This window comes from Aeromonas dhakensis, from assembly GCF_000820305.1.
GTDB lineage: Bacteria > Pseudomonadota > Gammaproteobacteria > Enterobacterales > Aeromonadaceae > Aeromonas > Aeromonas dhakensis.
Genome location: NZ_CDBH01000045.1, coordinates 276,216 through 299,731, shown reverse-complemented (window position 1 = coordinate 299,731; position 23,516 = coordinate 276,216). Strand labels below are relative to the sequence as shown.

The following is a 23,516-nucleotide window of genomic DNA, read 5'->3' as shown; positions in this document are numbered from 1 at the left end:
TTGGAAATCAAACTTGTGCCCACTTACCTCAAGAAGGGTAAAGCCACACAAAGCTGCCTCAGGTCAAAAAGTGGAAGGACGCCGGTGAATACAATCGGGCCACTTTTTTGCATTTTTGCCCTCTCGGAGCGTACCGATGGAATTACTCTGTCCGGCAGGCAGTCTGCCGGCACTGAAAACAGCCGTGGATAACGGGGCCGATGCCGTCTATATCGGCTTCAAGGATGACACCAACGCCCGCCATTTCGCCGGGCTCAACTTCACCGACAGCAAGCTGGAGAAAGCGGTCGACTACGTGCATCAACATGGCCGCAAGCTGCACATCGCCATCAACACCTTCGCCCACCCGGGCTCCGATGCCCGCTGGCAGCAGGCGGTGGACAAGGGCGCCGCACTGGGAGCCGATGCCCTGATCATCGCCGATCTCGCCGTGCTCGATTATGCCAGCCGCCGCTACCCGGATCTGGAGCTGCACGTCTCGGTGCAGGCCAGCGCCACCAACGCCGCCGCCATCCGTTTCTACCAGCAGCACTTCAACGTCGGTCGGGTGGTATTGCCGCGCGTGCTCTCCATGCACCAGGTGAAACAGCTGGCCCGCGAGACCGACGTCGGCCTCGAAGTCTTCGCCTTCGGCAGCCTCTGCATCATGGCGGAGGGGCGCTGCTACCTCTCCTCCTACATGACCGGCGAGAGCCCCAACACCGTCGGTGCCTGTTCACCGGCCAAGTTCGTGCGCTGGGAAGAGACCCCAAGCGGCCTCGAGTCTCGCCTCAACGAAGTGCTGATCGACCGTTACGGCCCGGGGGAGAACGCCGGTTACCCGACCCTGTGCAAGGGGCGCTTCGAGGTGGACGGCCAGACCTACCACGCGCTGGAGGAGCCCACCAGCCTCAACACCCTGGGCCTGTTGCCCGAGCTGTTCCAGACCGGCATCCAGTCGGTCAAGATCGAGGGGCGCCAACGCAGCCCCGCCTACGTGGAGCAGGTAACCCGGGTCTGGCGCGCCGCCATCGACGCCTATCAGGCCAACCCAGAGGCCTATCGGGTCAAGGCCGAGTGGGATGCCCAGCTCGCCCGCGTCTCCGAGGGGAGCCAGACCACCCTCGGCGCCTATCATCGCCAGTGGCAATAAGGAGCCCTGTTCATGAAATTCTCTCTCGGCCCCCTGCTCTTCTACTGGCCCAAGACCGACACCCAGGCCTTCTATCAGGCGGTCGCCCAAAGCCAGGCCGACATCGTCTATCTGGGGGAAACCGTCTGCAGCAAGCGCCGCGAACTGAAAGCGGATGACTGGATTGCCCTCACCCGTCAGGTGGCGGGCTCCGGCAAGCAGGCGGTGCTCTCCACCCTGGCGCTCATCTCCGCCCCCTCCGAACTCAAGGAGGTCAAGCGGCTGGTCGACAACGGCGAGCTGATGATCGAGGCCAACGATCTGGGCGCGGTCCAGCTCGCCAGCGAGGTCGGGCTGCCGTTCGTCTGCGGCCCCGCCATCAACGCCTACAACGCCGACGTGCTGCGCATGCTGCTCAAACAGGGGATGCAGCGCTGGGTGATGCCGGTGGAGCTGTCGCGCGACTGGCTGGTGCAGCTCAATCAGGATCTCGGCAACGTCCGCCAGCAGTTCGAGGTGGAGGTGTTCGCCTACGGCCACTTGCCGCTCGCCTATTCGGCGCGCTGCTTCACCGCCCGCTCCCTCGATCGGCCCAAGGACAACTGTGAACTGGCCTGCATCGACTACCCCACCGGCCGGCTCGCCAGCAGTCGCGAGGGGCAGAAGGTGTTCAACCTCAACGGCATCCAGACCCAGTCCGGTTACTGCTACAACCTGGGCAACGATCTGGCCGGCATGGAGGGTTTGGTGGATGTGGTACGGCTCTCCCCCGAGGGGTTGGATACCCTGACGATGCTGGATCGCTTCAAGGCCAACGAACGGGGTCAGGCCCCCCTGCCCCTGCAGCAGGAGCGGGACTGCAACGGCTACTGGCGCCAGATCCCCGGTATGATGCTGGCGCAGTAATTCCGGCCTTACTGGCGGGCAGGCACGGTGGTCACTGGCCTATGTCGATGCAATGGCGCCGTAAAACCTGACACCCAAACAGCAAAAAGGCCTCGCTATGAGGCCTTTTCCATATCGTTCAAAGCAGCGACAACCAGCAAGATTCAGGATGCCTGCTTGCTGCTCTTGCCCTGGGCACTCTGGGCGCCGGGCGGCAGGGGTTTGCGCGCCATCAGCTCCAGCTCGAGCAGGGCATATCTGTGCTCGATGAAGTCATACACGTTGTTGGCCAGCGCCAGCTTGAAGTAGCTGATGGCCTCCTTGCGGTTGCCCCTGGCCAGCTCGAACTTGCCGAGGTAGAAGTAGGTTTCGCACAGGCGCTCGGCGAGCTCCCGGTTGTCCTTCACCCCTTTCACCACATTGCCCATCAACTGGGTGGCGTTGAGTTCACCGGTATAGAGGCGCACCAGATCCCAGTTCCAGGCGTCGTCGTCATACTTGTTGAGCCGCTCGCGCATCCGGCTCATGGCGGCCGGCGCATTGAGCTTCTGCTCGGCCAGATAGAGCCAGATCACCCGGTAGGGATCTTCCGGCTGCGCCTCGTAGAAGCGCTTCATATCTGCCGCGGCCAGCTCGGGGCGATTGCCGTAATAGAGCGCAATACCGCGGTTCAGATAGGCATAGTCATAATCGGGAGCCAGCTCGAGGGCGGAATCAAATGCCTCGTAGGCTTCGTCATAATTCTGCTGCTGCACCAGATAGACGCCGATGAAGTTGTAGGCTTCGGCGAAATCCGGCTTCTCCCGCAGGGCGCGGTTGAAATCCAGCCGCGCCAGAGAGCGCAAGCCTACCCGGTCAAACACGACAGCACGCTCATAAAACAGTTCGGCCCGTTGCTCGGTGGTCAATTCCATCTCACTGAGCATCTGCCCGAGTCGCGCCAACGCCAACTCGCTCTGGTAAGAGACCTGCAGGGGGGTCGCCAATACCAGTGAAGCGGGTTGCGGCTTGGGAACTTGAGGCGTTTGAACCTGACTGCTACTGCTGCAACCCCACATGGGGAGCAGCAACAGGATACCAAGGAGGTATCCAATCCCTTTCCTGACGTTCAATGAACACTCCGACGCTTACGCTTGACCCGGCATATGGTAAAGGTCAGCCGACACTTTGTCATGTGGCTGAGCCTCTCTCCCTCAAATAAATCAGGATTCGACAGGGTATCCGGCATCGCACCAGCCCCGAAAGCCACCATCCACGCTGACCACCCGGCCGTAGCCCATCTTCTGCAGGTTCTCCGCCACCAGAATGGAGCGAAAACCGCCACCACAATAGAGGTAGAGCTCGGTGTCGGGATCCGGATAACGGGTCTCGATATCCCGCTCGATCACCCCGCGCCCGAGGTAGGTCGCGCCCGGCAGATGGCCCCTGGCCCACTCGCTCTCTTCCCGCACGTCGACCAGGTGAAAGGTGCGCCCCTCCTCCTGCCAGCGCTTGATCTGGTGCACGTCGGTCTCCTGCACATGAGGGCGAATGGCCTCTACCAGCGCCAGAAAACGGGGATTGTGTTGCATGGCTTGCTCCTTGCCTCTTGGCCAATGGCCGTGGGTGAAACCGTCATAATGGCTCACCCGGATGATAAGAGAAAGGGCGCCTCGTGGCGCCCTTGTCATTTACGGCAGGATCTCTTGCTGATCCGCGCCCTCTTTCTCCACCTGGGTCGGCAGCATGTGCTCCCGCTTGACCCCGAAGAACATCGCGAACGAGCTCGCCACATAGATGGAGGAGTAGGTACCAAACGCCACACCGATCACCATGGCCACCGAGAAACCGTGGATCAGCGGACCGCCCTTGAGCAGCAGCGCCAGCACTACCACGAAGGTCAGGCCGGAGGTGATGATGGTCCGGCTCAGGGTCTCGGTCATGGAGAGATCCAGGATGTACTCGGTATCCCCCTTGCGCACCTTGCGAAAGTTCTCCCGCAAGCGGTCGAACACTACGATGGTGTCGTTCAAGGAGTAACCCACGAGCGTCATCAAGGCCGCCAGCACGGTCAGGTCGAACTCGTACTGGAAGTAGGCGAAGACGCCCAGGGTGATCACCACGTCGTGCACCAGGGAGAGGATGCCGCCCATGGCCAGACGCCATTCGAAGCGTACCGCCACGTAGATCATGATGCAGATGATGGAGGCCAGCATGGCTAGCGCACCGTCCGTCGCCAGCTCGTCACCCACGGAGGGGCCGACGAACTCCACGCGCTTGAGCACGGCGCCCTGATCGATCACCTTGGCGGCCGCCAGCACCTCGTTGCCCTGCTGCTCCACCTTGACCCCCTCTTTCGGGGTCAGGCGCACCAGCACGTCACGGCTGGAGCCGAAGTGTTGCAGGGTCGCCCCTTCAATCTTCTGCTCGTCCAGCACCTCGTGCATCTTCTCCAGGCTCACCGACTGCTGGAAGCCCACCTCGATGGTGGTGCCACCGGTAAAGTCCAGACCCCAGTTCAGACCCCGATCGAACAGGAAGAACAGGGAGATCACCATCAGCAGGGTAGAGAAGACCACACCCGGCTTGGCAAAGCGCATGAAGGGGATGGGCTTTTCAAAATGTAGAATCTGAAACATGTCTCTTCCTTAGATCGGCAGCTTGTCGAGGCGCCGACCACCCCAGGCCAGGTTGATGATGGCGCGGGATACCGTGATGGCGGTAAACATGGACGCACTCAGACCAATCCCCAGCGTCAGGGCGAAGCCCTTGATGGCGCCGGTACCGATACCGAACAGGATCACACAGGTGATAAGCGAGGTGATGTTGGAGTCGGCGATGGTCGAGAATGCCCGATCAAAGCCCAGGTGGATCGCCTGTTGCACGCCGCGGCCGTTGCGGATCTCTTCACGAATGCGCTCGTAGATCAGCACGTTGGCGTCCACCGCCATGCCCAGCGTCAGCACGATACCGGCGATCCCCGGCAGGGTCATGGTGGCCCCCGGGATCATCGACATGATACCGACGATCAGCACCAGGTTCATGGAGAGAGCAATGTTGGCCACCCAACCGAAGGCACGGTAGTAGATCCCCATGAACAGCACGATCACCAGCATGGCCCAGCCGATGGCTTCCATACCGCTGTCGATGTTCTGCTGACCCAGGCTCGGGCCAATGGTGCGCTCTTCCACGATCTGGATCGGGGCGATCAGCGCACCGGCACGCAGCAGCAGCGCCAGGTTGTGGGCTTCGTTGGCGTTGTCGATGCCGGTGATGCGGAACTGGCTACCAAGGCGCGACTGGATGGTGGCGACGTTGATCACCTCCTCCTGCTTGCGGAACTTGCGCTTGCCGTCCGGACCCGGCTGACCGACCGGCTTGTATTCGATGAATACGGTGGCCATGCCCTTACCGACGTTGTCCTTGGTAAAGTTGGCCATCTTGTTGCCACCCTGGCCATCGAGCTTGATGTTGACCTGGGGACGGCTGTATTCGTCGAAACCGGACTGGGCACCCACGATGTGGTCACCGGTCAGGATGATGCGCTTTTGCAGCACCACCGGACGACCGTTGCGATCGTTGTAGACCTTGGAGCTCGGCGGTACGCGACCGTCGGCCGCAGCCTGGATGTCGGCGGTCTCATCGACCATGTGGAATTCCAGGGTCGCGGTCGCGCCCAGGATCTCCTTGGCACGGGCGGTGTCCTGGATACCAGGCAGTTCCACCACGATGCGCTCGGCACCCTGCTGTTGTACCAGCGGCTCGGCGACACCCAGTTCGTTCACCCGGTTGCGGATGATGGTGATGTTCTGCTCGAGGGCGTACTTCTTCACCTCCTTGACCTTGGCTTCACTCAAGGAGGCCAGCAGGACGAACTCGTCCCCCTTCTGCTCGGTGGTGAAGGTGAGATCCGGGTTCTGACGACGCAGGAAGGAGACCGCCTTGCTCTGGTCGGCTTCGTCGCGGAAGACCACCTGCACCTGATCACCGACCCGGCGCACGCCGGAGTAACGGATCTTCTGGGTACGCAGCTCGGAGCGGAAATCCTGCACCATCTGCTCCTGCTGCTTGGCCAGCGCTTCGGCCATGTCCACTTCCATCAGGAAGTGCACACCGCCACGCAGGTCCAGACCCAGCTTGAGCGGGTTGGCACCGATGGCTTCGAGCCAGGCAGGGGTGGAAGGCGCCAGGTTGAGCGCGGTGATGAAGTTGTCACCCAGCTTGTTGGCGACCAGATCGCGCGCCTTGAGCTGCTCTTCGGTGTTCTTGAAACGAATCAGAATGAAGCCGTGTTCGAACGCCGCATGCTTGACCGGGATCTTCGCCTCATCGAGGGTCGCTTTCACCAGGTCAAGGGTATCAAGCTTGACTTCGGCACCCCGGCTGGCAGAGATCTGCAAGGCCGGGTCTTCGCCGTAAAGATTGGGGGCTGCATATAGAAAACCGATGGCGATCACCACGATCACCATCAGGTATTTCCACAGCGGATAGCGATTTAACACGCTGTGCTCCTCGGGAGATTAGAGGGACTGGATAGAACCCTTGGGCAGAACGGCAGAGACGAAATCACGCTTGATGGTGACCTGGGTCTGATCGTTCAGGGACAGCACAATGTATTCGCTGTCGGCGGAAACCTTGGCGATCTTGCCGACCAGGCCGCCGGAAGTGAGCACTTCGTCACCCTTGGAGAGGGAACTCATCAGATTGCGGTGATCCTTGGCACGCTTGGCCTGGGGACGATAGATCATGAAGTAGAAGATGAGACCGAACACGGCCAGCATGATGATCATTTCCATGCCACCACCCTGTGCCGCCGGAGCCGCGCCTTCTGCATATGCCTTGGAGATAATGCTCATTTAACAACCTCTTATTGATGTAAATTTGATAACTAGCTTATAAATCGTTGTTATTTCACGTCATTTTCAGCTAACGGAGGCACGGGCTTCCCTTGCCGACGGTAAAACTCAGTTACAAAGTCGTCTAATTTACCCTGCTCGATCGCGTCCCGCAAACCCTGCATCACACGCTGGTAATAACGCAGGTTGTGAATGGTGTTCAGACGGGCACCGAGGATCTCGTTGCACTTGTCCAGATGGTACAGATAACTGCGGGTGTAGTTCTTGCAGGTGTAGCAGTCGCAGTCCGCATCCAGAGTGCTGGTGTCCTCGCGATACTTGGCGTTGCGGATCTTGACCACCCCGTCGGTGGTGAACAGGTGACCGTTGCGGGCGTTGCGGGTCGGCATCACGCAGTCGAACATGTCGATGCCGCGGCGCACCCCTTCCACCAGATCTTCCGGCTTGCCCACCCCCATCAGGTAGCGTGGCTTGTCGGCCGGAATTTTCGGGCAGACGTGCTCGAGGATGCGATGCATGTCCTCTTTGGGCTCACCCACCGCCAGACCGCCGACCGCGTAGCCGTCGAAACCGATCTCCAAGAGACCGTCCAGCGACACATCCCGCAGATCTTCGTACACGGAGCCCTGGATGATGCCGAACAGGGCGTTCTTGTTGCCCAGCGCATCGAACTTGTCGCGCGAGCGCTTGCCCCAGCGCAGGGACATCTCCATGGACTTGCGCGCCTCTTCGTAAGTGGCCGGGTACGGCGTGCACTCGTCGAAGATCATCACGATGTCGGAGCCCAGATCGTACTGGATCTCCATGGATTTCTCGGGGTCGAGGAAGATCTTCTCGCCGTTGATGGGGTGACGGAAGTGCACCCCCGCCTCGGTGATCTTGCGGATATGCCCCAGGCTGAACACCTGGAAACCGCCGGAGTCGGTCAGGATCGGGCCCTGCCAGTTCATGAAGTCATGCAGATCGCCGTGGGCGCGCATCACTTCCTGCCCCGGGCGCAGCCAGAGGTGGAAGGTGTTGCCAAGCAGGATCTGGGCACCAGTTTCACGTACCTCTTCCGGGGTCATCCCCTTGACGGTGCCGTAGGTGCCGACCGGCATGAAGGCCGGGGTCTGCACGGTGCCGCGCTCGAATACCAGCTGACCGCGACGGGCACGGCCGTCGGTGGTTTTCAGTTCAAATTTCATTGCTACCTCGGTTTCAGTCAGAGAAACAGTCTGACAAATAGTAGGGCCGCACCGGCCCGGTACAAGAAGCCGGCCGGGATCCTGACGATCAGGTCCTGAACGGCTTCTGAAGGGCAGCCGCTTAAGCTGCTGCCCGGCGACGGGTGACGAACATGGCATCCCCGTAGCTGAAGAAACGATACTGCTCGGCCACGGCGGCCTGATAGGCGGCCATCACGTTGTCATAACCGGCAAAGGCGCTGACCAGCATGATCAGGGTCGACTCGGGCAGATGGAAGTTGGTGACCATGGCATCGACCACCTGGAACTGGTAACCCGGGAAGATGAAAATGTCGGTGTCGCTGAAAAACGGCTCCAGCGGCTTGCCCTGGGCCAGGGTCACCTTGGCCGCGCTCTCAAGCGAACGTACCGAGGTGGTCCCCACCGCAATCACCCGGCCGCCGCGGGCACGGGTCGCCGCGATGGCGTCCACCACCTCCTGCGGCACTTCGGCGTATTCCGAGTGCATGTGGTGATCTTCAATCTTGTCCACCCGTACCGGCTGGAAGGTGCCCGCCCCCACGTGCAGGGTGACGAAGGCCGTTTCCACGCCCTTGGCACGAATTTTCTCCAGCAGCGGCTCGTCGAAGTGCAGGCCGGCGGTCGGCGCCGCCACGGCGCCCGGCTTCTGGTTGTAGACGGTCTGGTAGCGCTCCTTGTCGGCATCCTCGTCGGGACGATCGATATAGGGAGGCAGCGGCATGTGGCCGATGGCTTCCAGGATCTCCAGCACCGGGCGCGGGTCCAGGAAGTGGATCTCGAACAGGGCGTCGTGACGGGCGCGCATCTCGGCCTCGACGGGCACGCCGTCGGCACCGGCATCCAGGATCAGGCGGGTGCCTGGCTTGGGGGACTTGGATGAGCGCACGTGCGCCAGCACGCTGTGCTCGTCCAGGATGCGTTCCACCAGCACCTCCAGCTTGCCGCCGCTGGCCTTCTGGCCAAACATGCGCGCAGGGATGACCCGGGTATTGTTGAACACCAGCAGATCACCGGGGTTGAGCTGGTCCAGCACATCGACAAATTGACCGTGGCGCAGGGCGCCGGTTTGACCGTCGAGCTGCAGCAGACGACTGGCGGTACGCTCCGCCATCGGATAGCGGGCAATCAGCTCGTCTGGCAGATCAAAATGAAAATCGGATACTTGCATCTTTCACCTCGGGGGAATCGGCGGCTAGTCTAGTTATCCCCCTCTTGCAAGGCAACCCAAAAGACCAAAAACCCAAGAGAGACAAGGGATAGCGAGCAATTATGTGAAGCAGGGCCAGTTAAGAAACCTTTAAGGTTTTGTATTGACCCTGATCATGTTTTGCCGAAGGGGGCTGGGCTAGGGTGAAAGCAGATACACAAGGAGGCCCACCATGATGACCCTATCCGAGATCATGACTGAACACCCCTTCACCCTGGGTCCGGAAAACAGCGTCAAACAGGCGATGGACCTGATGCAGCAGGAGCGGATCCGCCACATCCCCATCGTTGACGACCACCATCATCTGCTGGGCCTGGTCACCCTCTCCGATATCCTGGCCACCCGCGAATCCAAGCTGCTGCTGATCAATCCGGAGCGGGAGGCGGAGTTCACCGACAGCGTCCAGCTCGACGAGATCATGACCCGCCAGGTGGCGAGCGTGGATCCCCATGCCGGCATCAAGGAGGCGGCCCTCTATCTGCAGCGCCACAAATATGGCTGCCTGCCGGTACTCAAAGGGCACAAGCTGGTAGGCATAGTCACAGAGTCGGACTTCATTGCCGTGGCCATCAATCTGCTGGAACTGATGGAAGAGCAGGAGCCATCTGATGACTTTTGATCTGCGCGACCTGTAATTAAATTACAATAAAAGCGTTTTCAGCCTGAATTATCGGCATAAATGGTGAAACACTTTCATTTTGATTGAAAAATTACACCACTAACTTGCTTTGTGATCCGCATCACACTATTATGACCGCCATGCAATAGTTGCCGAGGGGGAGACGAGGGATTGTGCACCCATCCTCTTCCTCTCATTTGTCTGCAAGTTTGCACACCCCGTAGTTAGTCTTTGCTGTAAAGCTTTTGTTTATATAGCCATTCCTTGTTTGATGACCCGGCCTTGTCCTTGCGACGACGCCGGGATTTTTTTATCCGCGTTGTACCCCTCCCCTTCACCTGGCACGCTCGCGCTGCCCGTTCGCTCACCCCCGACGCCCCTCTGCGCCACGACTTGACGGCCCTCTCCCCTCTCCCCTTGAAAAGCCGAGGTCGCGCACAGATGTTGAATCTCGACAAGGAGTTATCTCTGCATGCTGGCGATATTCATGTTAGGTACAGCAGAGGTGGTTTATCTAATAAGTCGATTTAAGTGATTCAAAATTGCGGCTTTGACCGATTAGGAAAAGCCCCTATGATGACTCCATCGAAAGTTAAACGCCTCGTCTGGCACGACTCTTCACTACCGGACGAGCACATATACATCACCAAGGAGCAAATACATGTCTACCTACATCAACACTGAAATCAAGCCGTTCAACGCCACCGCCTACCACAATGGCAAATTCGTTCAGGTGTCTGACGCTGACCTGAAAGGCAAGTGGTCCGTGGTGTTCTTCTACCCGGCTGATTTCACCTTCGTCTGCCCGACCGAGCTGGGCGACCTGGCTGACAACTACGCCGAATTCCAGAAGCTGGGCGTCGAGATCTACGCCGTCTCCACCGACACCCACTTCACCCACAAGGCCTGGCACGACACTTCTGACACCATCCAGAAGATCCAGTACCCGATGATCGGCGACCCCACCGGCACCATCACCCGCAACTTCGGCGTGATGATCGAAGAAGCCGGTCTGGCTGACCGCGGTACTTTCGTCATCGACCCGCAGGGCATCATCCAGATCGTTGAAATCAACGCTGGCGGCATCGGCCGTGACGCCCTGGAGCTGCTGCGCAAGGTCAAGGCTGCCCAGTACGTTGCCGCTCACCCGGGTGAAGTGTGCCCGGCCAAGTGGAAAGAAGGCGACGCCACCCTGGCCCCGTCCCTGGATCTGGTAGGCAAAATCTAAGCCTCCCCGCTCTGAAGACCGGCCCGTTCAAGGGCCGGTTTTGTTTACGGACCTCAGAAAAGGCGCCGGTCTGCTTTCTGGCCTGACAAAACGCCGACCCGCATTCAACAAGAAGGAATTCGACCATGTTAGATACCAACCTCAAACAACAACTCAACGGTTACTTGCAGTACATCGTCAATCCCATCGAGATCAGCGTGTCCGGCAACGACAGCGACAAATCCGCCGAACTGCTGGCATTGGCCAGCGAGATCGCCGAGATGTCCCCCAAAATTACCCAGACCTCTGGCACCAATGCCCGCAAGCCTTCCATGAGCGTCGCGCCGAAGGGCCAAGCCCCGCGCGTTCATTTTGCCGGCATCCCCATGGGTCATGAATTCACCTCTCTGGTGCTTGCCCTGCTGCAAAGCGGCGGTCACCCCTCCAAGGCCGATGCGGCCGTGCAGGAGCAGATCAAGAATCTGAAGGGCGAGTTCCACTTCGAGACCTATATTTCGCTCTCTTGCCACAACTGCCCGGACGTGGTGCAGGCGCTCAACCTGATGGCAACCCTGAACCCCGGCATCACCCACACCATGATCGACGGCGCCCTGTTCCAGGACGAGGTCAACGAACGTCAGATCATGGCAGTACCGAACGTCTACCTGAACGGTCAGCCGTTCAGCCAGGGCCGCATTTCGCTGGAAGAGATCGTCGCCAAGCTCGACACCGGCGCCGCCGAGCGCAAGGCCGCTGAACTGAGTGAAAAAGCTCCCTACGACGTGCTGGTTGTCGGTGGTGGCCCGGCCGGTGCCGCAGCGGCCATCTATGCCGCTCGCAAAGGCATTCGCACCGCCATCGTCGCCGAGCGTTTCGGTGGCCAGGTGATGGACACCGTCGGCATCGAGAACTTCATCTCAGTGCCCTACACCGAAGGCCCCAAGCTGGCCGCGAGCCTGGAGCAGCACGTCAAGCAGTACGGCGTGGAAGTGATCACCGAGCAGCGCGCCGCCGCCATCAGCCGTGATGGCTACGTCAACGTGGATCTCGCCTCCGGCGCCACCTTGAAGAGCCGCGCCGTGATCCTGGCGACCGGTGCCCGCTGGCGCGATCTGAACGTGCCGGGCGAGCTCGAGTACCGCACCAAGGGCGTGGCTTACTGCCCGCACTGTGACGGCCCCTTCTTCAAGGGCAAGCGAGTGGCGGTGATCGGTGGCGGCAACTCCGGCATCGAGGCGGCCATCGACTTGGCTGGCATCGTCGAACACGTCACCGTGGTGGAGTTCGCCGACACCCTGCGTGCCGACGAGGTGCTGCAGAAGAAGGCCCGCTCCATGGGCAACATCGACATCATCATGAGTGCCCGCACCACCGAAGTGATCGGTGATGGCAGCAAGGTGGTGGGCATGGATTACGAAGATCGCACCACCGGCGAGATCAAGCACCTGGCCGTAGCCGGTATCTTCGTCCAGATCGGTCTGGTGCCGAACACCGAGTTCCTGAAAGGGAGCGAAGTGGCCCTGACCCGCTTTGGCGAAATAGAGATCGACACCAAGGGCGCCACCTCCCTGCCCGGCGTCTATGCCGCTGGGGATGCCACCACAGTGCCGTTCAAGCAGATCATCATCTCCATGGGCGCAGGGGCGACCGCCGCGCTGGGGGCGTTTGATTACCTCATTCGCAACCCGGCGCCAGAAGCCGCTGCGACCAAGGCCGACGCCGTGACCGCCTGATAGCGACCAGATGGACAAAAAGCCGACTCACAGAGTCGGCTTTTTTTATTGGTGCGAAAAGGCTCAGCCGGCTTTCGACGGTTGGCCCTCATCCGGCCCGGGCGTGGCGTAGCTGGCGGGCACCGCCTCCCCGTCCAGATCCGTTCTCGGTTCCAGCTCCGCCGTCATGGGGGTATTGGGCGGCACCGGCATGAAGACCTGGTGCTCGGCCAAGGGGATGGGTGCCCGCTGCCGCCTGCGCCAGCCGAGATAACCCGCCAGCAGCAGACCGCAGAGGGCAAAGTAGACGAACAGCCCCTCTGGCCCGAACTGCGCCATGACAAACGGTGCCAGCAGCGGCCCGGTCATGGCCCCCAGGCTGTAAGCGAGCAGCAGCCCCTGATTGGCCCCCAGCACCTGATCCGGACGCAGCTCGTCACAGGCGTGACTGAGGCTCAGGGGATAGATGGAGAACGCCATCCCTCCCAGCAGGAACACCAGCCCCCCCTCGGCGGGGCCGCGCCAGGCATCCGGCAGCAGCACCATCAACAGGGCCAGCAGCGCCAAAACGGCGCCGAGCAGCAGGATCACCCCTCGCCTGTCGTAGCGATCGGAGAGGCGACCGATGGGGTACTGCAGGCACATCCCCCCCAGGATCACCAGCGCCATCATCTCCGCCACCTGGGAGAGGGACGAGCCGCTGTCGGTGAAATAGAGCGGCAACAGGCCATAGATGGCCCCCAGCACCAGACCGGAGGTAAAACTGCTGCCCATCCCCGCCGGAGTGAGCCGCACCAGTTCCAAGACGCCGACCGGCTGGGGCGCCACCATGGCCGGGGTCGCCACCCGGGAGATAGCCAGCGGGATCACCGACAGGGTCGCCGCCATGGCGCACAGGGCGAACGGGGTCAGCACCATGGGATCCACCCACTTGAGCAGCAGCTGTCCCAGCGCCAGGGAGCCGTAGAGCAGGATCATGTAGAGAGACATCAGCCGGCCCCGGTTCGCCGGGGTGCTGGAGACCAGCATCCAGGACTCCAGCACCACGAACAGGCCGCCGGTGGCAAAGCCCCCCACCAGCCGCAGCGCCGCCCAGCTGAGCGGCTCTACCACCATGCCGTGCAGCAGAAACAGAAAGCAGAGCAGGGAGGCGTAGGCCGCATAGGCCCGGATATGGCCCACCCGGATGATGAGGCGGGCATTGACGAAGGCCCCCAGCACCAGACCGCCGAAGTAGGCGGCCGAGACCAGGCCAATGGCCTGGGCCGATACCTGCTCGGCAGAGAGGCGCACCGTCAGCAGGGTGTTGAACATGCCGTGACCCAGAATGAAGATCACCAGACTGGTCAGGGGTGAGAAGAACCTTGCGAGTGTCATGGGGTCTCCCTGGTTGGCGCAATTGTGAGCAAAACAGTCATGGTACCGTTTGCTTCCCGCTCGCTTCAACCCCGCGGGGTCAGTCAACGCATGACACGCAGGGCCCGCGCCGGACAACTAGAATGGGAATACAGTCCATTCACCCCAGCCCCAGCAAACAGGAACGCCTTCATGTCTGCGAGCCTATCCAAGTACCCGATCGCCCCCGAGTTCGAGATCCCGGACTCCCTGCGTCTCTCCTGGCAGAAGACCGTCAACCTGATGGCTGAGCTGTTTCACGTGCCGGCCGGGCTCATCATGCGGGTACACCCTCGCGAGATAGAAGTGTTCATCACCAGCCAGACGCCGGACAACTGCTATCCGGCCGGGGCCCGTGAGCACCTCGACTCCGGCCTTTATTGCGAACGGGTCATGGATACCCGCCAGGAGCTTCTGGTGCCCAATGCCCTCAAGGATCCCGAATGGCAGCACAATCCGGACATCAAAGTCGGCATGATTTCCTATTGCGGTCTGCCGCTCTGCTGGCCCGATGGCAGACTCTTCGGCACCATCTGCGTGCTGAGCCGGGAGGAGAACGACTACGGCGGCCTCTACCGGCAATTGCTCCTGCAGTTTCGTGATTCGGTGCAGCAGGGTATGCACACCCTCTACGACAATATTCGTCTGCAGGAGACGCAAGAAGAGCTGGAGCAGCACAAGTCGCAGTTGACCCACACCCTCGACAGTCTGAAAAAAACCCAGGAGGAGCTCATCCACACCGAAACCCTGGCGGCGCTGGGGGCCATGGTGGCCGGCATCTCCCATGAGCTGAACACCCCCATCGGCAACGCCCTGATCGCCACCACGGCCCTGCAGGAGCAAACCCGGCAGCTGGCCGCCCAGCTGGGGGCTCAGACTATCCGTCGCACCACGCTGGAGGAGTTTGTGCACGCCAGCCAGGAGATGAGCGAGCTGGCCCTGCAGGCCATCACCCAGTCGGCCAAGCTGATCAGCAGCTTCAAGCAGGTGGCCATCGAGCAGACCTCGGAGAGCCGGCGCAGCTTCGATCTCAGGCGCCTCATCGACGACAACCTGGCCAACCTCAAGGCCGGCCCCGGGTTTGAGCAGGTCGTGCTGCACAATCTCATCGACGAGGAGCTGCTCTGCGACAGCTACCCGGGCCCCCTCAGCCAGGTGCTGCTCAACCTGATCCACAACACCCTCCTCCATGGCATCGGGGATCGCCAGGATGGACGCATCGAGATCCGGGCTCATCAGGACCAACAGTCCATCCACCTGGAGGTACTGGACAACGGTCGCGGCATGGCGCCCAACGTACTGGCCCACATCTTCGATCCCTTCTTTACCACCACACTGGGCAAGGGGGGCTCCGGACTGGGGCTCTCCATCTGCCGCCGCATCGCCACCTCGGTGCTGGGTGGCGGCCTGACGGCTCGCTCGGCGCCGGGCAAAGGCAGCTGCTTTACCCTCTCCTTTCCCCGCATCGCCCCTGGCCGCGTCTGAGGGGCAGAGCTCAACCCCCTCTCGCAGAGTGAATCGAGTTGCGATGCCGGCCAACACAAGGGCGGCGGTGAGGTCTATCCTTGCTGATGTCCACCAGCGAGGTAATCAAGATGAAACCAGCCCTGTTTCTGTTAACCCTGCTCTTTACCGGCAGCGTGCTTGCCTTTCACTGTCCCGCCGACATGAAGAAGATTGACGATGCCCTGGCCAAGTCCCCGCCTTTGAGCACCGAGCAACTGGCACAGGTGAAGAAACTGCGGGCCGAAGGCGAAGCGCTGCACAATGCGGGCAAGCATCAGGAATCCGTCGATACTCTGGCCAAGGCGATGGCCATGCTGGGCCTGAACAAGGGTTAGCCCGGCGGCAACTCACGCGCAGCAAGCCTATTGCACTACCCACTTGCGGCCCCTCCGCCCCCGATGCGAGGGGCCGCTTTTATCTGACCCGGCTACACCCGACCGCTGTAGAGCAGGGTGTTGTAATTGAAGGCAATCACACCGTTGACGGCGTGGCGCTCAAATTCCCGGGCAATCAGCGCCGTCAACTCGGTATGGGCCTGCGAACCGGCCACGGGGGCATAGGAGGAGGAGTTGAGCCGCCCCAGCACCCCGTCGAGATCGAACAGCTGACGGTTGGCGAAGCGCTCGAGCCGGTAATATCCCTCGAAGAAGGCGGCAAAATCCGCCTCCCCCAGGTTGCGATGATTGACCTCCTCATAGTCCCCCGAATAGGTGCGCAGCCCCGCCTCGTAGGCCTTTAGAAACGGGGTGTCAGTCAGCCTGTCGTTCCAGATGAGGGCCACTCTGCCACCTGGCTTTAGCAGGCGCCGACACTCCTGCTTGAAGGCGGGACGATCGAACCAGTGAAACGCCTGGGCCACCGTGATGAGATCCACACAGCCATCCGGCAGACCGGTGATCTCAGCCCGGCCGTCAGACCAGCCGACATTGGCAACCCCGGCCAGCAACTGCTGCGCCGCCTCGCGCATCTCCTGATTCGGCTCCACTGCCCAGACCCGCTCCACCCGGGGGGCCAGCAGCGCCGTCAGAATGCCGGTGCCCGCTCCTATGTCGGCCACCTGGCTAGCGGGTCCCATGGCCAGTTCATCGGCCAGAAAGTCCAGCATGGCCGGCGGGTAGCCGGGGCGGTATTTCACATAAGCCTCAACGCGAGCTGAAAATCGTTCGGTATTGTCCATTCCTCTCTCCTGCCATGTCGCCACCTGATGGCGCTGCAGCTTGCCTTGCCAGCGCCCCATACCGATGTACCTCGTGGTCATCCGGTTGCCGCGGGCACAGACCCACGCGCCCCCCTCCTTCTGAGCAGGCGGCACATCATCTATCTGACCAGATTGACCTCTCATGGCGCCGGAATAAAGAGGCGCCTCACCCTTTTCCTGTCACGCCTGCCACGCACAACTCGATCACGCAGGTCTGCTCGGCGACATGAGATCGCCATCACACTCTGCACACGGCGCAACTGACATTCAGGTTATTAGTCGGCAGTTAAGTAATAAGCTGGGGCTTGCCGCGTCATTCTTCGCATGAGGCCCCCGGGCTCAACGGGCCGTCGTGTCATGAATGCTCAAGTCGTTCGGCCAACGAGGTTTTTTTCTGAGCCTACACGGAGCGAAAAGATGCAACTAGGGAAAATATCGGCGGCGGTGAGCATGCTCCTCTCTGCCGGCGTCATGGCAAAAACAGACAAACCGAACATAGTGGTCATCTTCGGTGACGACATCGGCTGGCAGAACGTCAGCGCCTATGGCATGGGCACCATGGGTTACACCACCCCCAACATCGACCGGATCGCCAAGGAGGGGATCAAGTTCACCGATCACTACGCCCAACCGAGTTCGACAGCGGGCCGCGCCGCCTTCCTGACCGGCCAGTACCCCATTCGTTCCGGCATGACGACGGTGGCCATGCCAGGTGGCGCCCTGGGCCTGAAGAAAGAGTCCCCATCTCTGGCCGAAGTGCTCAAAGCAGTCGGCTACAAAACCGGCCAGTTCGGCAAGAACCACCTGGGGGATCACAACTTTGCCCTGCCGACCGTCCACGGCTTCGACGAATTCTTCGGCAACCTCTATCACCTCAATACCCAGGAAGAACACGAGCAACGGGATTACCAGAATTTTGCCAAGCAGTATTCAGGCTCGCTCGAGGCGTACAGCAAGAAGTTCGGTACCCGCGGCGTCCTGCACTGCTATGCCACCGAGACCGAAGACAAGACGGTTGACCCGCGTTTCGGCGAAGTCGGCAAACAGAAGTGCACCGATACCGGCCCGCTGGGTCAGGAGCGGATGAAGGAGTTCGACCGCGCCGAGATGATCCCGGCCGCCCTCAAGTTCATCGACGGCTCGATCAAGGAAGACAAGCCCTTCTTCACCTGGGTCAACACCAGCCGCATGCACCTCTATACCCGTCTCAACGACAAGTGGCGCTACGCAGCCGAGCAGTACACCAGCGAATACGACTACCATGGCAGCGGCATGATGCAGCACGACAGCGACATCGGCTATCTGCTCGACGAGCTGGAAAAACGGGGGCTGAAAGAGAACACCATCGTCATCTATACCACCGACAACGGTCCGGAACACTCCTCCTGGCCTTATGGCGCCACCACGCCGTTCCGCGGCGAGAAGATGACCACCTATGAGGGGGGCGTCCGGGTGCCCATGATGGCGCGCTGGCCGGCCCAGATCCCGGCGGGTGGCGTGCTCAACGGCATCCAGGGTCACCAGGATCTCTTCACCACCCTGGCGGCGGCAGCGGGTGTCCCCGACGTCAACAAGAAGATGATGGACGAGAAGAAGCAGTACATAGATGGCGTCAACAACCTCGCCTACTGGGAAGGCAAGAGCAAGGAGTCGGCTCGCGACTCCATCTTCTACTACTTCGAGGACAAGCTCTCTGCGGTGCGAGTCGGCCCCTGGAAGTTCCACTTCGCGGTGGCCGAAAACTACTATGACAACCTCACCCCGCTCTCCAAGCCCAAGCTCTACAACCTGAGAGCCGATCCGTTCGAGAGTTACGACTCCGTCGATGCCAACGGCCACTTGTTGCAGAAGATGTCCTGGATGCTGGCACCGGTCAGCGAGATGGTCGGCGAGCACGTCAACACCCTGGTCAAGTATCCGCCGGTTCAGGGGAGTACCACCTTCGACATGGCCAAGGTCATTCAGGAAGCCATGCAGAAAACTCAGCAGTAAACCACGCGGCGGAGGGTTATCCCTCCGCCATCTTCTTCATGCGGCAGAGCTGGGCACCTCGTCAGACATCCACCCCGTATCGACCTCGCCCGCCGCCACCAGCAGAGTAACGATGAACAAGATCCGGACCCGTGACACGACGCACCTGGACGTCACCCCGCTCAAAACCGCCAGCCGTGACAGCAGCGGCGCCTATGCCCGCCGCTTCCACGTCATGGCCAAACCGGGGGGCTCCAAGTGCAACATTGATTGCCAATATTGCTTCTACCTGCACAAGGAAGATCTGCTCCATCAACCGAGACAACCCAGGATGGATGAAGAGACGCTGGATACCTTCATCCGCAGCTACATAGAGGGGCAAGATGGCGACGAGATCGTCTTCTCCTGGCAGGGCGGTGAACCGACTCTGCTCGGCATCGACTACTTTCGCCGGATAGTGGCGCTACAGCAACAGCATTGCCCGCCCGGGGTCAGCATCCGCAACGACCTGCAGACCAACGGCATCCTGCTCAATGACGAGTGGTGCCGGTTTCTCAAGGAGCACGGCTTTCTGGTCGGTCTCTCCATCGACGGGCCCCGCGCACTGCACGACAAATACCGGGTGACCCGCAGCGGCAAACCCACCTTCGATCTGGTGATGGCGGCGGCCGCGCTGCTGCGCCAGCATCAGGTTCCCTTCAATGCCCTGACCGTCATCAACCGGCACAATGCAAAATATCCCCTCGAGGTGTATCGCTTTCTGACCCGGGAGCTGGGGGCCAGCTACATCCAGTTCACCCCCTGCGTCGAGGCCAGCGACTTCAAGCGCACGGCCCCGCAATTCTGGAACGACAGCATGCTGCCCCTGGTCGGCAGTGAGCTGAGCAAACCTGGCCACCCCATGTCGATCGTCACGGACTGGTCGGTGGATCCCGATGACTGGGGCACCTTTCTGGCAACCGTGTTCGAGGAGTGGGTCAACAACGACCTGGGGCGCGTGCTGGTCAATCTGTTCGAAACCGCCGTGGCCCAGACCATGGGATACCCCTCCCAGCTCTGCGTTACCGCCGAGTTTTGCGGCAAGGCCCTGGCCATCGAGCACGATGGCAGCGTCTTCTCCTGCGATCACTTCGTCTATCCGGAGTACCGGCTGGGGGATATCAAACAACGCCCCTTGAGCCACATGGCCTTCTCCACCCGCCAGGAGGCCTTTGGCATGTCCAAGCGGGACAGCCTGCCCGAATATTGCCGCCAGTGCCCCTACCTGACGCTCTGCTGGGGCGAATGCCCCAAGAATCGCCTGATCAGGGCCCCGGATGGCGAGCTTGGCCTGAACTACCTCTGCCCCGGGATCAAGCACTTCTTCGACTACGCCGCCCCCATACTGGCAGGCATAGCCCAGGTGTTGACGACGCAGCAGCAGGGCAGATAAGCCGGCAGGTCCCGGTTCCGGGTCTGCCAAATGCCCATAAAAAAATCCGAAACCCGCCAACGGGTTTCGGATTTTGACACCTTGATAGCTCTGCTCAGCCCTATTGCCCGACCAGGCCCTGCCGATGCAGGGCCTTTTTTACCAGGTCATTGTTTACCAGGTCACGCTGAGCACCTGCGCTTACTTGGCGTAGTCCTCGGTCGGGATGCAGGAGCAGAACAAGTTGCGATCGCCGTAGACATCGTCGATGCGGTTGACCGACGGCCACAGCTTGGCGGCGCGCACGGCGTCCGACGGGAAGACCGCCTCGGCGCGGCTGTAGCCACGATTCCACTCAGCGTCCATCACGTCATCCTGGGTATGCGGGGCATGCACCAGCGGGTTGTCGGCGAGGCTCCAGTGGCCGTCCTGCACCTTGGCGATCTCGGCACGGATGGCGGTCATCGCCTCCACGAAGCGGTCCAGCTCGCGCTTGGATTCCGACTCGGTCGGCTCGACCATCAGGGTACCCGCAACCGGGAAGCTCATGGTCGGCGCGTGGAAACCGTAGTCCATCAACCGCTTGGCCACGTCCATCTCGCTGATGCCAGAGGCTTCTTTGAGCGGGCGGATATCCAGGATGCACTCGTGAGCCACCCGACCGTTGCGACCGGAGTAGAGCACGGGGAAGGATTCACCCAGCTTCTTGGCCAGGTAGTTGGCGTTGAGAATGGCCACCTGGGTGGATTTCTTCAGCCCCTCGTCCCCCAGCATGGCGATATACATCCAGCTGATGGGCAGGATGCTGGCCGAGCCGAACGGTGCCGCCGACACGGCGCCGTTGTTGCGGCTCTCCTTGTCGGTCTTGACCACGGCATGACCGGCCACGAACGGTGCCAGGTGTTTCTTCACGCCGATGGGGCCCATGCCCGGGCCGCCACCGCCGTGAGGAATGGCGAAGGTCTTGTGCAGATTCAAGTGAGAGACATCCGCCCCGATAAAGCCCGGCGCCGTCAACCCAACTTGCGCATTCATGTTGGCGCCGTCCAGATAGACCTGACCACCGTGCTGGTGAACGATGTCGCACACCTCCTTGATGGTCTCCTCGTACACCCCGTGGGTGGAGGGATAGGTCACCATCAGACAGGAGAGCTGATCCCCCGCCTCGGCGGCCTTGGCGCGCAGGTCGTCCAGATCCACGTTGCCCGACTTGTCACAGGCGGTCACGATGACCCGCAGGCCTGCCATCTGGGCGGAGGCCGGGTTGGTACCGTGCGCGGACGCTGGAATGAGGCAGATGTCGCGATGCCCCTCGCCGCGGGACTCGTGGTACTTCTTGATGGCGAGCAGACCGGCGTATTCGCCCTGGGCGCCGGAGTTGGGCTGCATGCAGACCGCATCGTAACCGGTCACCTTCACCAGCCAGTTTTCGAGGTCGGCCAGCAGCAGCTGATAACCCTTGGCCTGGGCCAGCGGGGCGAACGGGTGCAGCTTGCCAAACTCGGGCCAGGTCACCGGGATCATCTCGGCGGTAGCGTTGAGCTTCATGGTGCAGGAGCCCAGGGAAATCATGGCATAGTTGAGGGCCAGATCTTTGGCTTCGAGACGGTGGATGTAGCGCAGCATCTCGGTCTCGGAGTGGTACTTGTTGAACACCTCGTGGGTCAGCACGGCGTCGATGCGCAGCAGATCCTGCGGGATGGCGTGATGGGTCTGGGCCGCCTTGTCGAGGGCCTCGATGTCCAGACCGTGCCCTGTGCCCAGGAACAGTTCAAACAGCTCGGCCACATCGCCACGTGTGGTGGTCTCGGAGAGGGAGACACCCACCGCACCGTCCAGATCCGCGCGCAGGTTGATGCCGAGCCCCTCGGCCTTGGCGATCAGCGCAGCCTTGTCGGCGGTCTGTACGGTCAGGGTATCGAACCAGCTGGCATGCTTGAGGGCCACGCCCTTGGCCTTCAGACCGAGCGCCAGAATGGTGGTCAGACGGTGCACGCGGAAAGCGATGGTTTTCAGTCCCACCGGGCCGTGGTAGACGGCGTAGAAGCTCGCCATGTTGGCCAGCAGCACCTGGGCGGTACAGATGTTGGAGTTGGCCTTCTCGCGGCGGATATGCTGCTCGCGGGTCTGCATCGCCATGCGCAGGGCGGCCTTGCCGCGGGCATCCTTGGAGACGCCGATGATGCGGCCCGGCATGGAGCGTTTGTAGGCATCACGGGTGGCGAAGAAGGCGGCGTGGGGGCCACCGTAGCCCATGGGCACGCCGAAGCGCTGGGCCGAACCCAGCACCACGTCGGCACCCAGCTCACCCGGAGATTTGAGCAACAGCAGGGAGAGCAGGTCGGCACTGACGCAGGCCAGCCCTTTCTGGGCCTGCACCGCGGCGATAAGCGCCCGCAGATCTTTCACTTCCCCCGTGGTGGTGGGGTACTGGAACAGGGCACCGAACACCTCTTCGGCGCAGGCCTGCTCGGCCGGGCCGACTGCCACGTCAAAGCCGAAGTGGACCGCCCGCTCCTTGACCACGTCGATCACCTGCGGGTGCACGTCGTCGGCCACGAAGAAGAGGTGGGATTTGGACTTGGCCATCCGCTTGGCCAGCGCCATCGCCTCGGCGGCGGCGGTCGCCTCATCCAGCAGGGAGGCACTGGCCAGATCCATGCCGGTAAGATCCAGGGTCAGCTGCTGGAAGTTGAGCAGGGCTTCGAGACGGCCCTGTGCCAGCTCCGGCTGGTACGGGGTGTAGGCGGTGTACCAGCCCGGATTTTCCAGCACGTTGCGCAGGATGACGTGGGGCACGTGGGTGTCGTGATAACCCATGCCGATGTAGCTCTTGGCCACCTTGTTCTGGGCGGCATAGCCCTTGAGCTTGGCCAGCGCTTCCACTTCGGTCATGGAGGCACCGATGCCGAGCGGGCCCGGCCGGCGAATGGCGGCGGGGACCGTCTGCTCAATCAGATCGTCCAGGCTCTCGGCGCCCACCACGGCCAGCAGGGCGCGCAGATCTTCCTCACCCGGCCCGATGTGACGGCGGATGAAATCGGTTTTTTGCTCGAGTTCAAACAGTGACTGGGTCATTTCCCTATTCCTGATAAAAAGTCCTGATAACTAAGTGCCTGACAGCCGGCCTCGGCCGGCTTCACTCATGTTCGGGTGGCAGGGTGGCCCCTGCCGGCACCGGGTGTCGCTCATAGCGACAGGGGATCGTCTTGTGGCTGCCCGGTTTGCCGCGGGCAAACCGGGACGGACGA

At 61.4% G+C, this 23,516-nt stretch carries 19 protein-coding genes; 9 read left to right on the top strand and 10 right to left on the bottom strand.

The genetic code is table 11. The features are described 5' to 3' along the window. Window positions 1-136 precede the first annotated feature (136 nt). Together ubiU and BN1143_RS12735 are read left to right on the top strand one after the other, a co-directional pair. On the top strand, window positions 137-1,132 hold the full coding sequence (gene ubiU, locus BN1143_RS12740) for a ubiquinone anaerobic biosynthesis protein UbiU (RefSeq protein WP_005299752.1): 996 nt from the start codon (window positions 137-139) through the stop codon (window positions 1,130-1,132). Window positions 1,133-1,144: 12 nt separating this feature from the next. Next, window positions 1,145-2,017, top strand: a complete 873-nt coding sequence (locus BN1143_RS12735; protein ID WP_042050886.1) for a U32 family peptidase — start codon at window positions 1,145-1,147, stop codon at window positions 2,015-2,017. Window positions 2,018-2,160: 143 nt separating this feature from the next. Here the strand turns inward: BN1143_RS12735 and nlpI are convergent, their stop codons facing one another. The 7 genes from nlpI to queA all read right to left on the bottom strand — a co-directional run bounded on the left by nlpI (window position 2,161) and on the right by queA (window position 9,207). After that, on the bottom strand, window positions 2,161-3,108 hold the full coding sequence (gene nlpI, locus BN1143_RS12730) for a lipoprotein NlpI (RefSeq protein WP_005299750.1): 948 nt from the start codon (window positions 3,106-3,108) through the stop codon (window positions 2,161-2,163). A gap of 90 nt (window positions 3,109-3,198) precedes the next feature. Beyond that, window positions 3,199-3,567 (bottom strand): rhodanese-like domain-containing protein, encoded by a 369-nt coding sequence (locus tag BN1143_RS12725; protein ID WP_017765920.1) that lies wholly within the window; start codon window positions 3,565-3,567, stop codon window positions 3,199-3,201. Window positions 3,568-3,666: 99 nt separating this feature from the next. Further along, entirely contained in the window at window positions 3,667-4,614 is a 948-nt protein-coding gene (gene secF / locus BN1143_RS12720; RefSeq protein WP_005299746.1) for a protein translocase subunit SecF, read from the bottom strand. Window positions 4,615-4,623: 9 nt separating this feature from the next. Beyond that, on the bottom strand, window positions 4,624-6,477 hold the full coding sequence (secD, locus tag BN1143_RS12715) for a protein translocase subunit SecD (RefSeq protein WP_005299734.1): 1,854 nt from the start codon (window positions 6,475-6,477) through the stop codon (window positions 4,624-4,626). Between the two features lie 18 nt (window positions 6,478-6,495). Further along, window positions 6,496-6,831 carry a preprotein translocase subunit YajC gene (gene yajC / locus BN1143_RS12710; protein ID WP_005299732.1) on the bottom strand — a complete coding sequence of 112 codons (336 nt, stop codon included), beginning with the start codon at window positions 6,829-6,831 and terminating at the stop codon, window positions 6,496-6,498. A 50-nt stretch (window positions 6,832-6,881) separates the two neighbouring features. After that, window positions 6,882-8,018 (bottom strand): tRNA guanosine(34) transglycosylase Tgt, encoded by a 1,137-nt coding sequence (gene tgt, locus BN1143_RS12705; protein ID WP_010634306.1) that lies wholly within the window; start codon window positions 8,016-8,018, stop codon window positions 6,882-6,884. A 121-nt stretch (window positions 8,019-8,139) separates the two neighbouring features. Next, window positions 8,140-9,207 (bottom strand): tRNA preQ1(34) S-adenosylmethionine ribosyltransferase-isomerase QueA, encoded by a 1,068-nt coding sequence (queA, locus tag BN1143_RS12700; RefSeq protein WP_042050885.1) that lies wholly within the window; start codon window positions 9,205-9,207, stop codon window positions 8,140-8,142. Window positions 9,208-9,418: 211 nt separating this feature from the next. Here queA and BN1143_RS12695 point away from each other — a divergent pair, with 211 nt between their 5' ends. The 3 genes from BN1143_RS12695 (at window position 9,419) to ahpF (ending at window position 12,805) form a co-directional block, all read left to right on the top strand. Beyond that, window positions 9,419-9,865, top strand: a complete 447-nt coding sequence (locus BN1143_RS12695; RefSeq protein WP_017765922.1) for a CBS domain-containing protein — start codon at window positions 9,419-9,421, stop codon at window positions 9,863-9,865. 661 nt (window positions 9,866-10,526) lie between these two features. Beyond that, window positions 10,527-11,093, top strand: a complete 567-nt coding sequence (ahpC, locus tag BN1143_RS12690) for an alkyl hydroperoxide reductase subunit C (RefSeq protein WP_005299724.1) — start codon at window positions 10,527-10,529, stop codon at window positions 11,091-11,093. 125 nt (window positions 11,094-11,218) lie between these two features. After that, a complete protein-coding gene (ahpF, locus tag BN1143_RS12685; protein ID WP_042050884.1) occupies window positions 11,219-12,805 on the top strand; it encodes an alkyl hydroperoxide reductase subunit F in 1,587 nt (528 codons plus the stop codon). A 63-nt stretch (window positions 12,806-12,868) separates the two neighbouring features. Here ahpF and BN1143_RS12680 read toward each other — a convergent pair whose 3' ends face one another. After that, entirely contained in the window at window positions 12,869-14,161 is a 1,293-nt protein-coding gene (locus BN1143_RS12680) for an MFS transporter (RefSeq protein ID WP_042050883.1), read from the bottom strand. A gap of 171 nt (window positions 14,162-14,332) precedes the next feature. Here BN1143_RS12680 and BN1143_RS12675 point away from each other — a divergent pair, with 171 nt between their 5' ends. Then, window positions 14,333-15,664: a GAF domain-containing sensor histidine kinase gene (locus tag BN1143_RS12675; RefSeq protein ID WP_042050881.1), complete on the top strand. Its 1,332-nt coding sequence runs from the start codon at window positions 14,333-14,335 to the stop codon at window positions 15,662-15,664. 110 nt (window positions 15,665-15,774) lie between these two features. Further along, window positions 15,775-16,020, top strand: coding sequence for a hypothetical protein (locus BN1143_RS12670; protein WP_005299713.1), 246 nt, complete (start codon window positions 15,775-15,777; stop codon window positions 16,018-16,020). 92 nt (window positions 16,021-16,112) lie between these two features. On the opposite strand, the gene BN1143_RS12665 is transcribed toward BN1143_RS12670, so the two are convergent. Then, window positions 16,113-16,862, bottom strand: coding sequence for a class I SAM-dependent methyltransferase (locus tag BN1143_RS12665; protein ID WP_042050879.1), 750 nt, complete (start codon window positions 16,860-16,862; stop codon window positions 16,113-16,115). 471 nt (window positions 16,863-17,333) lie between these two features. Between BN1143_RS12665 and BN1143_RS12660 the strand changes: the two genes are divergently transcribed. Both BN1143_RS12660 and BN1143_RS12655 read left to right on the top strand, forming a co-directional pair. Continuing rightward, window positions 17,334-18,875 carry an arylsulfatase gene (locus tag BN1143_RS12660; protein ID WP_082038543.1) on the top strand — a complete coding sequence of 514 codons (1,542 nt, stop codon included), beginning with the start codon at window positions 17,334-17,336 and terminating at the stop codon, window positions 18,873-18,875. A gap of 112 nt (window positions 18,876-18,987) precedes the next feature. Further along, the gene (locus BN1143_RS12655) at window positions 18,988-20,286 is read left to right on the top strand and encodes an anaerobic sulfatase maturase (protein ID WP_024941364.1); all 1,299 of its coding nucleotides are present in this window, start codon (window positions 18,988-18,990) and stop codon (window positions 20,284-20,286) included. 180 nt (window positions 20,287-20,466) lie between these two features. Here the strand turns inward: BN1143_RS12655 and gcvP are convergent, their stop codons facing one another. After that, a complete protein-coding gene (gene gcvP, locus BN1143_RS12650) occupies window positions 20,467-23,343 on the bottom strand; it encodes an aminomethyl-transferring glycine dehydrogenase (protein ID WP_042050876.1) in 2,877 nt (958 codons plus the stop codon). Window positions 23,344-23,516 lie beyond the last annotated feature (173 nt).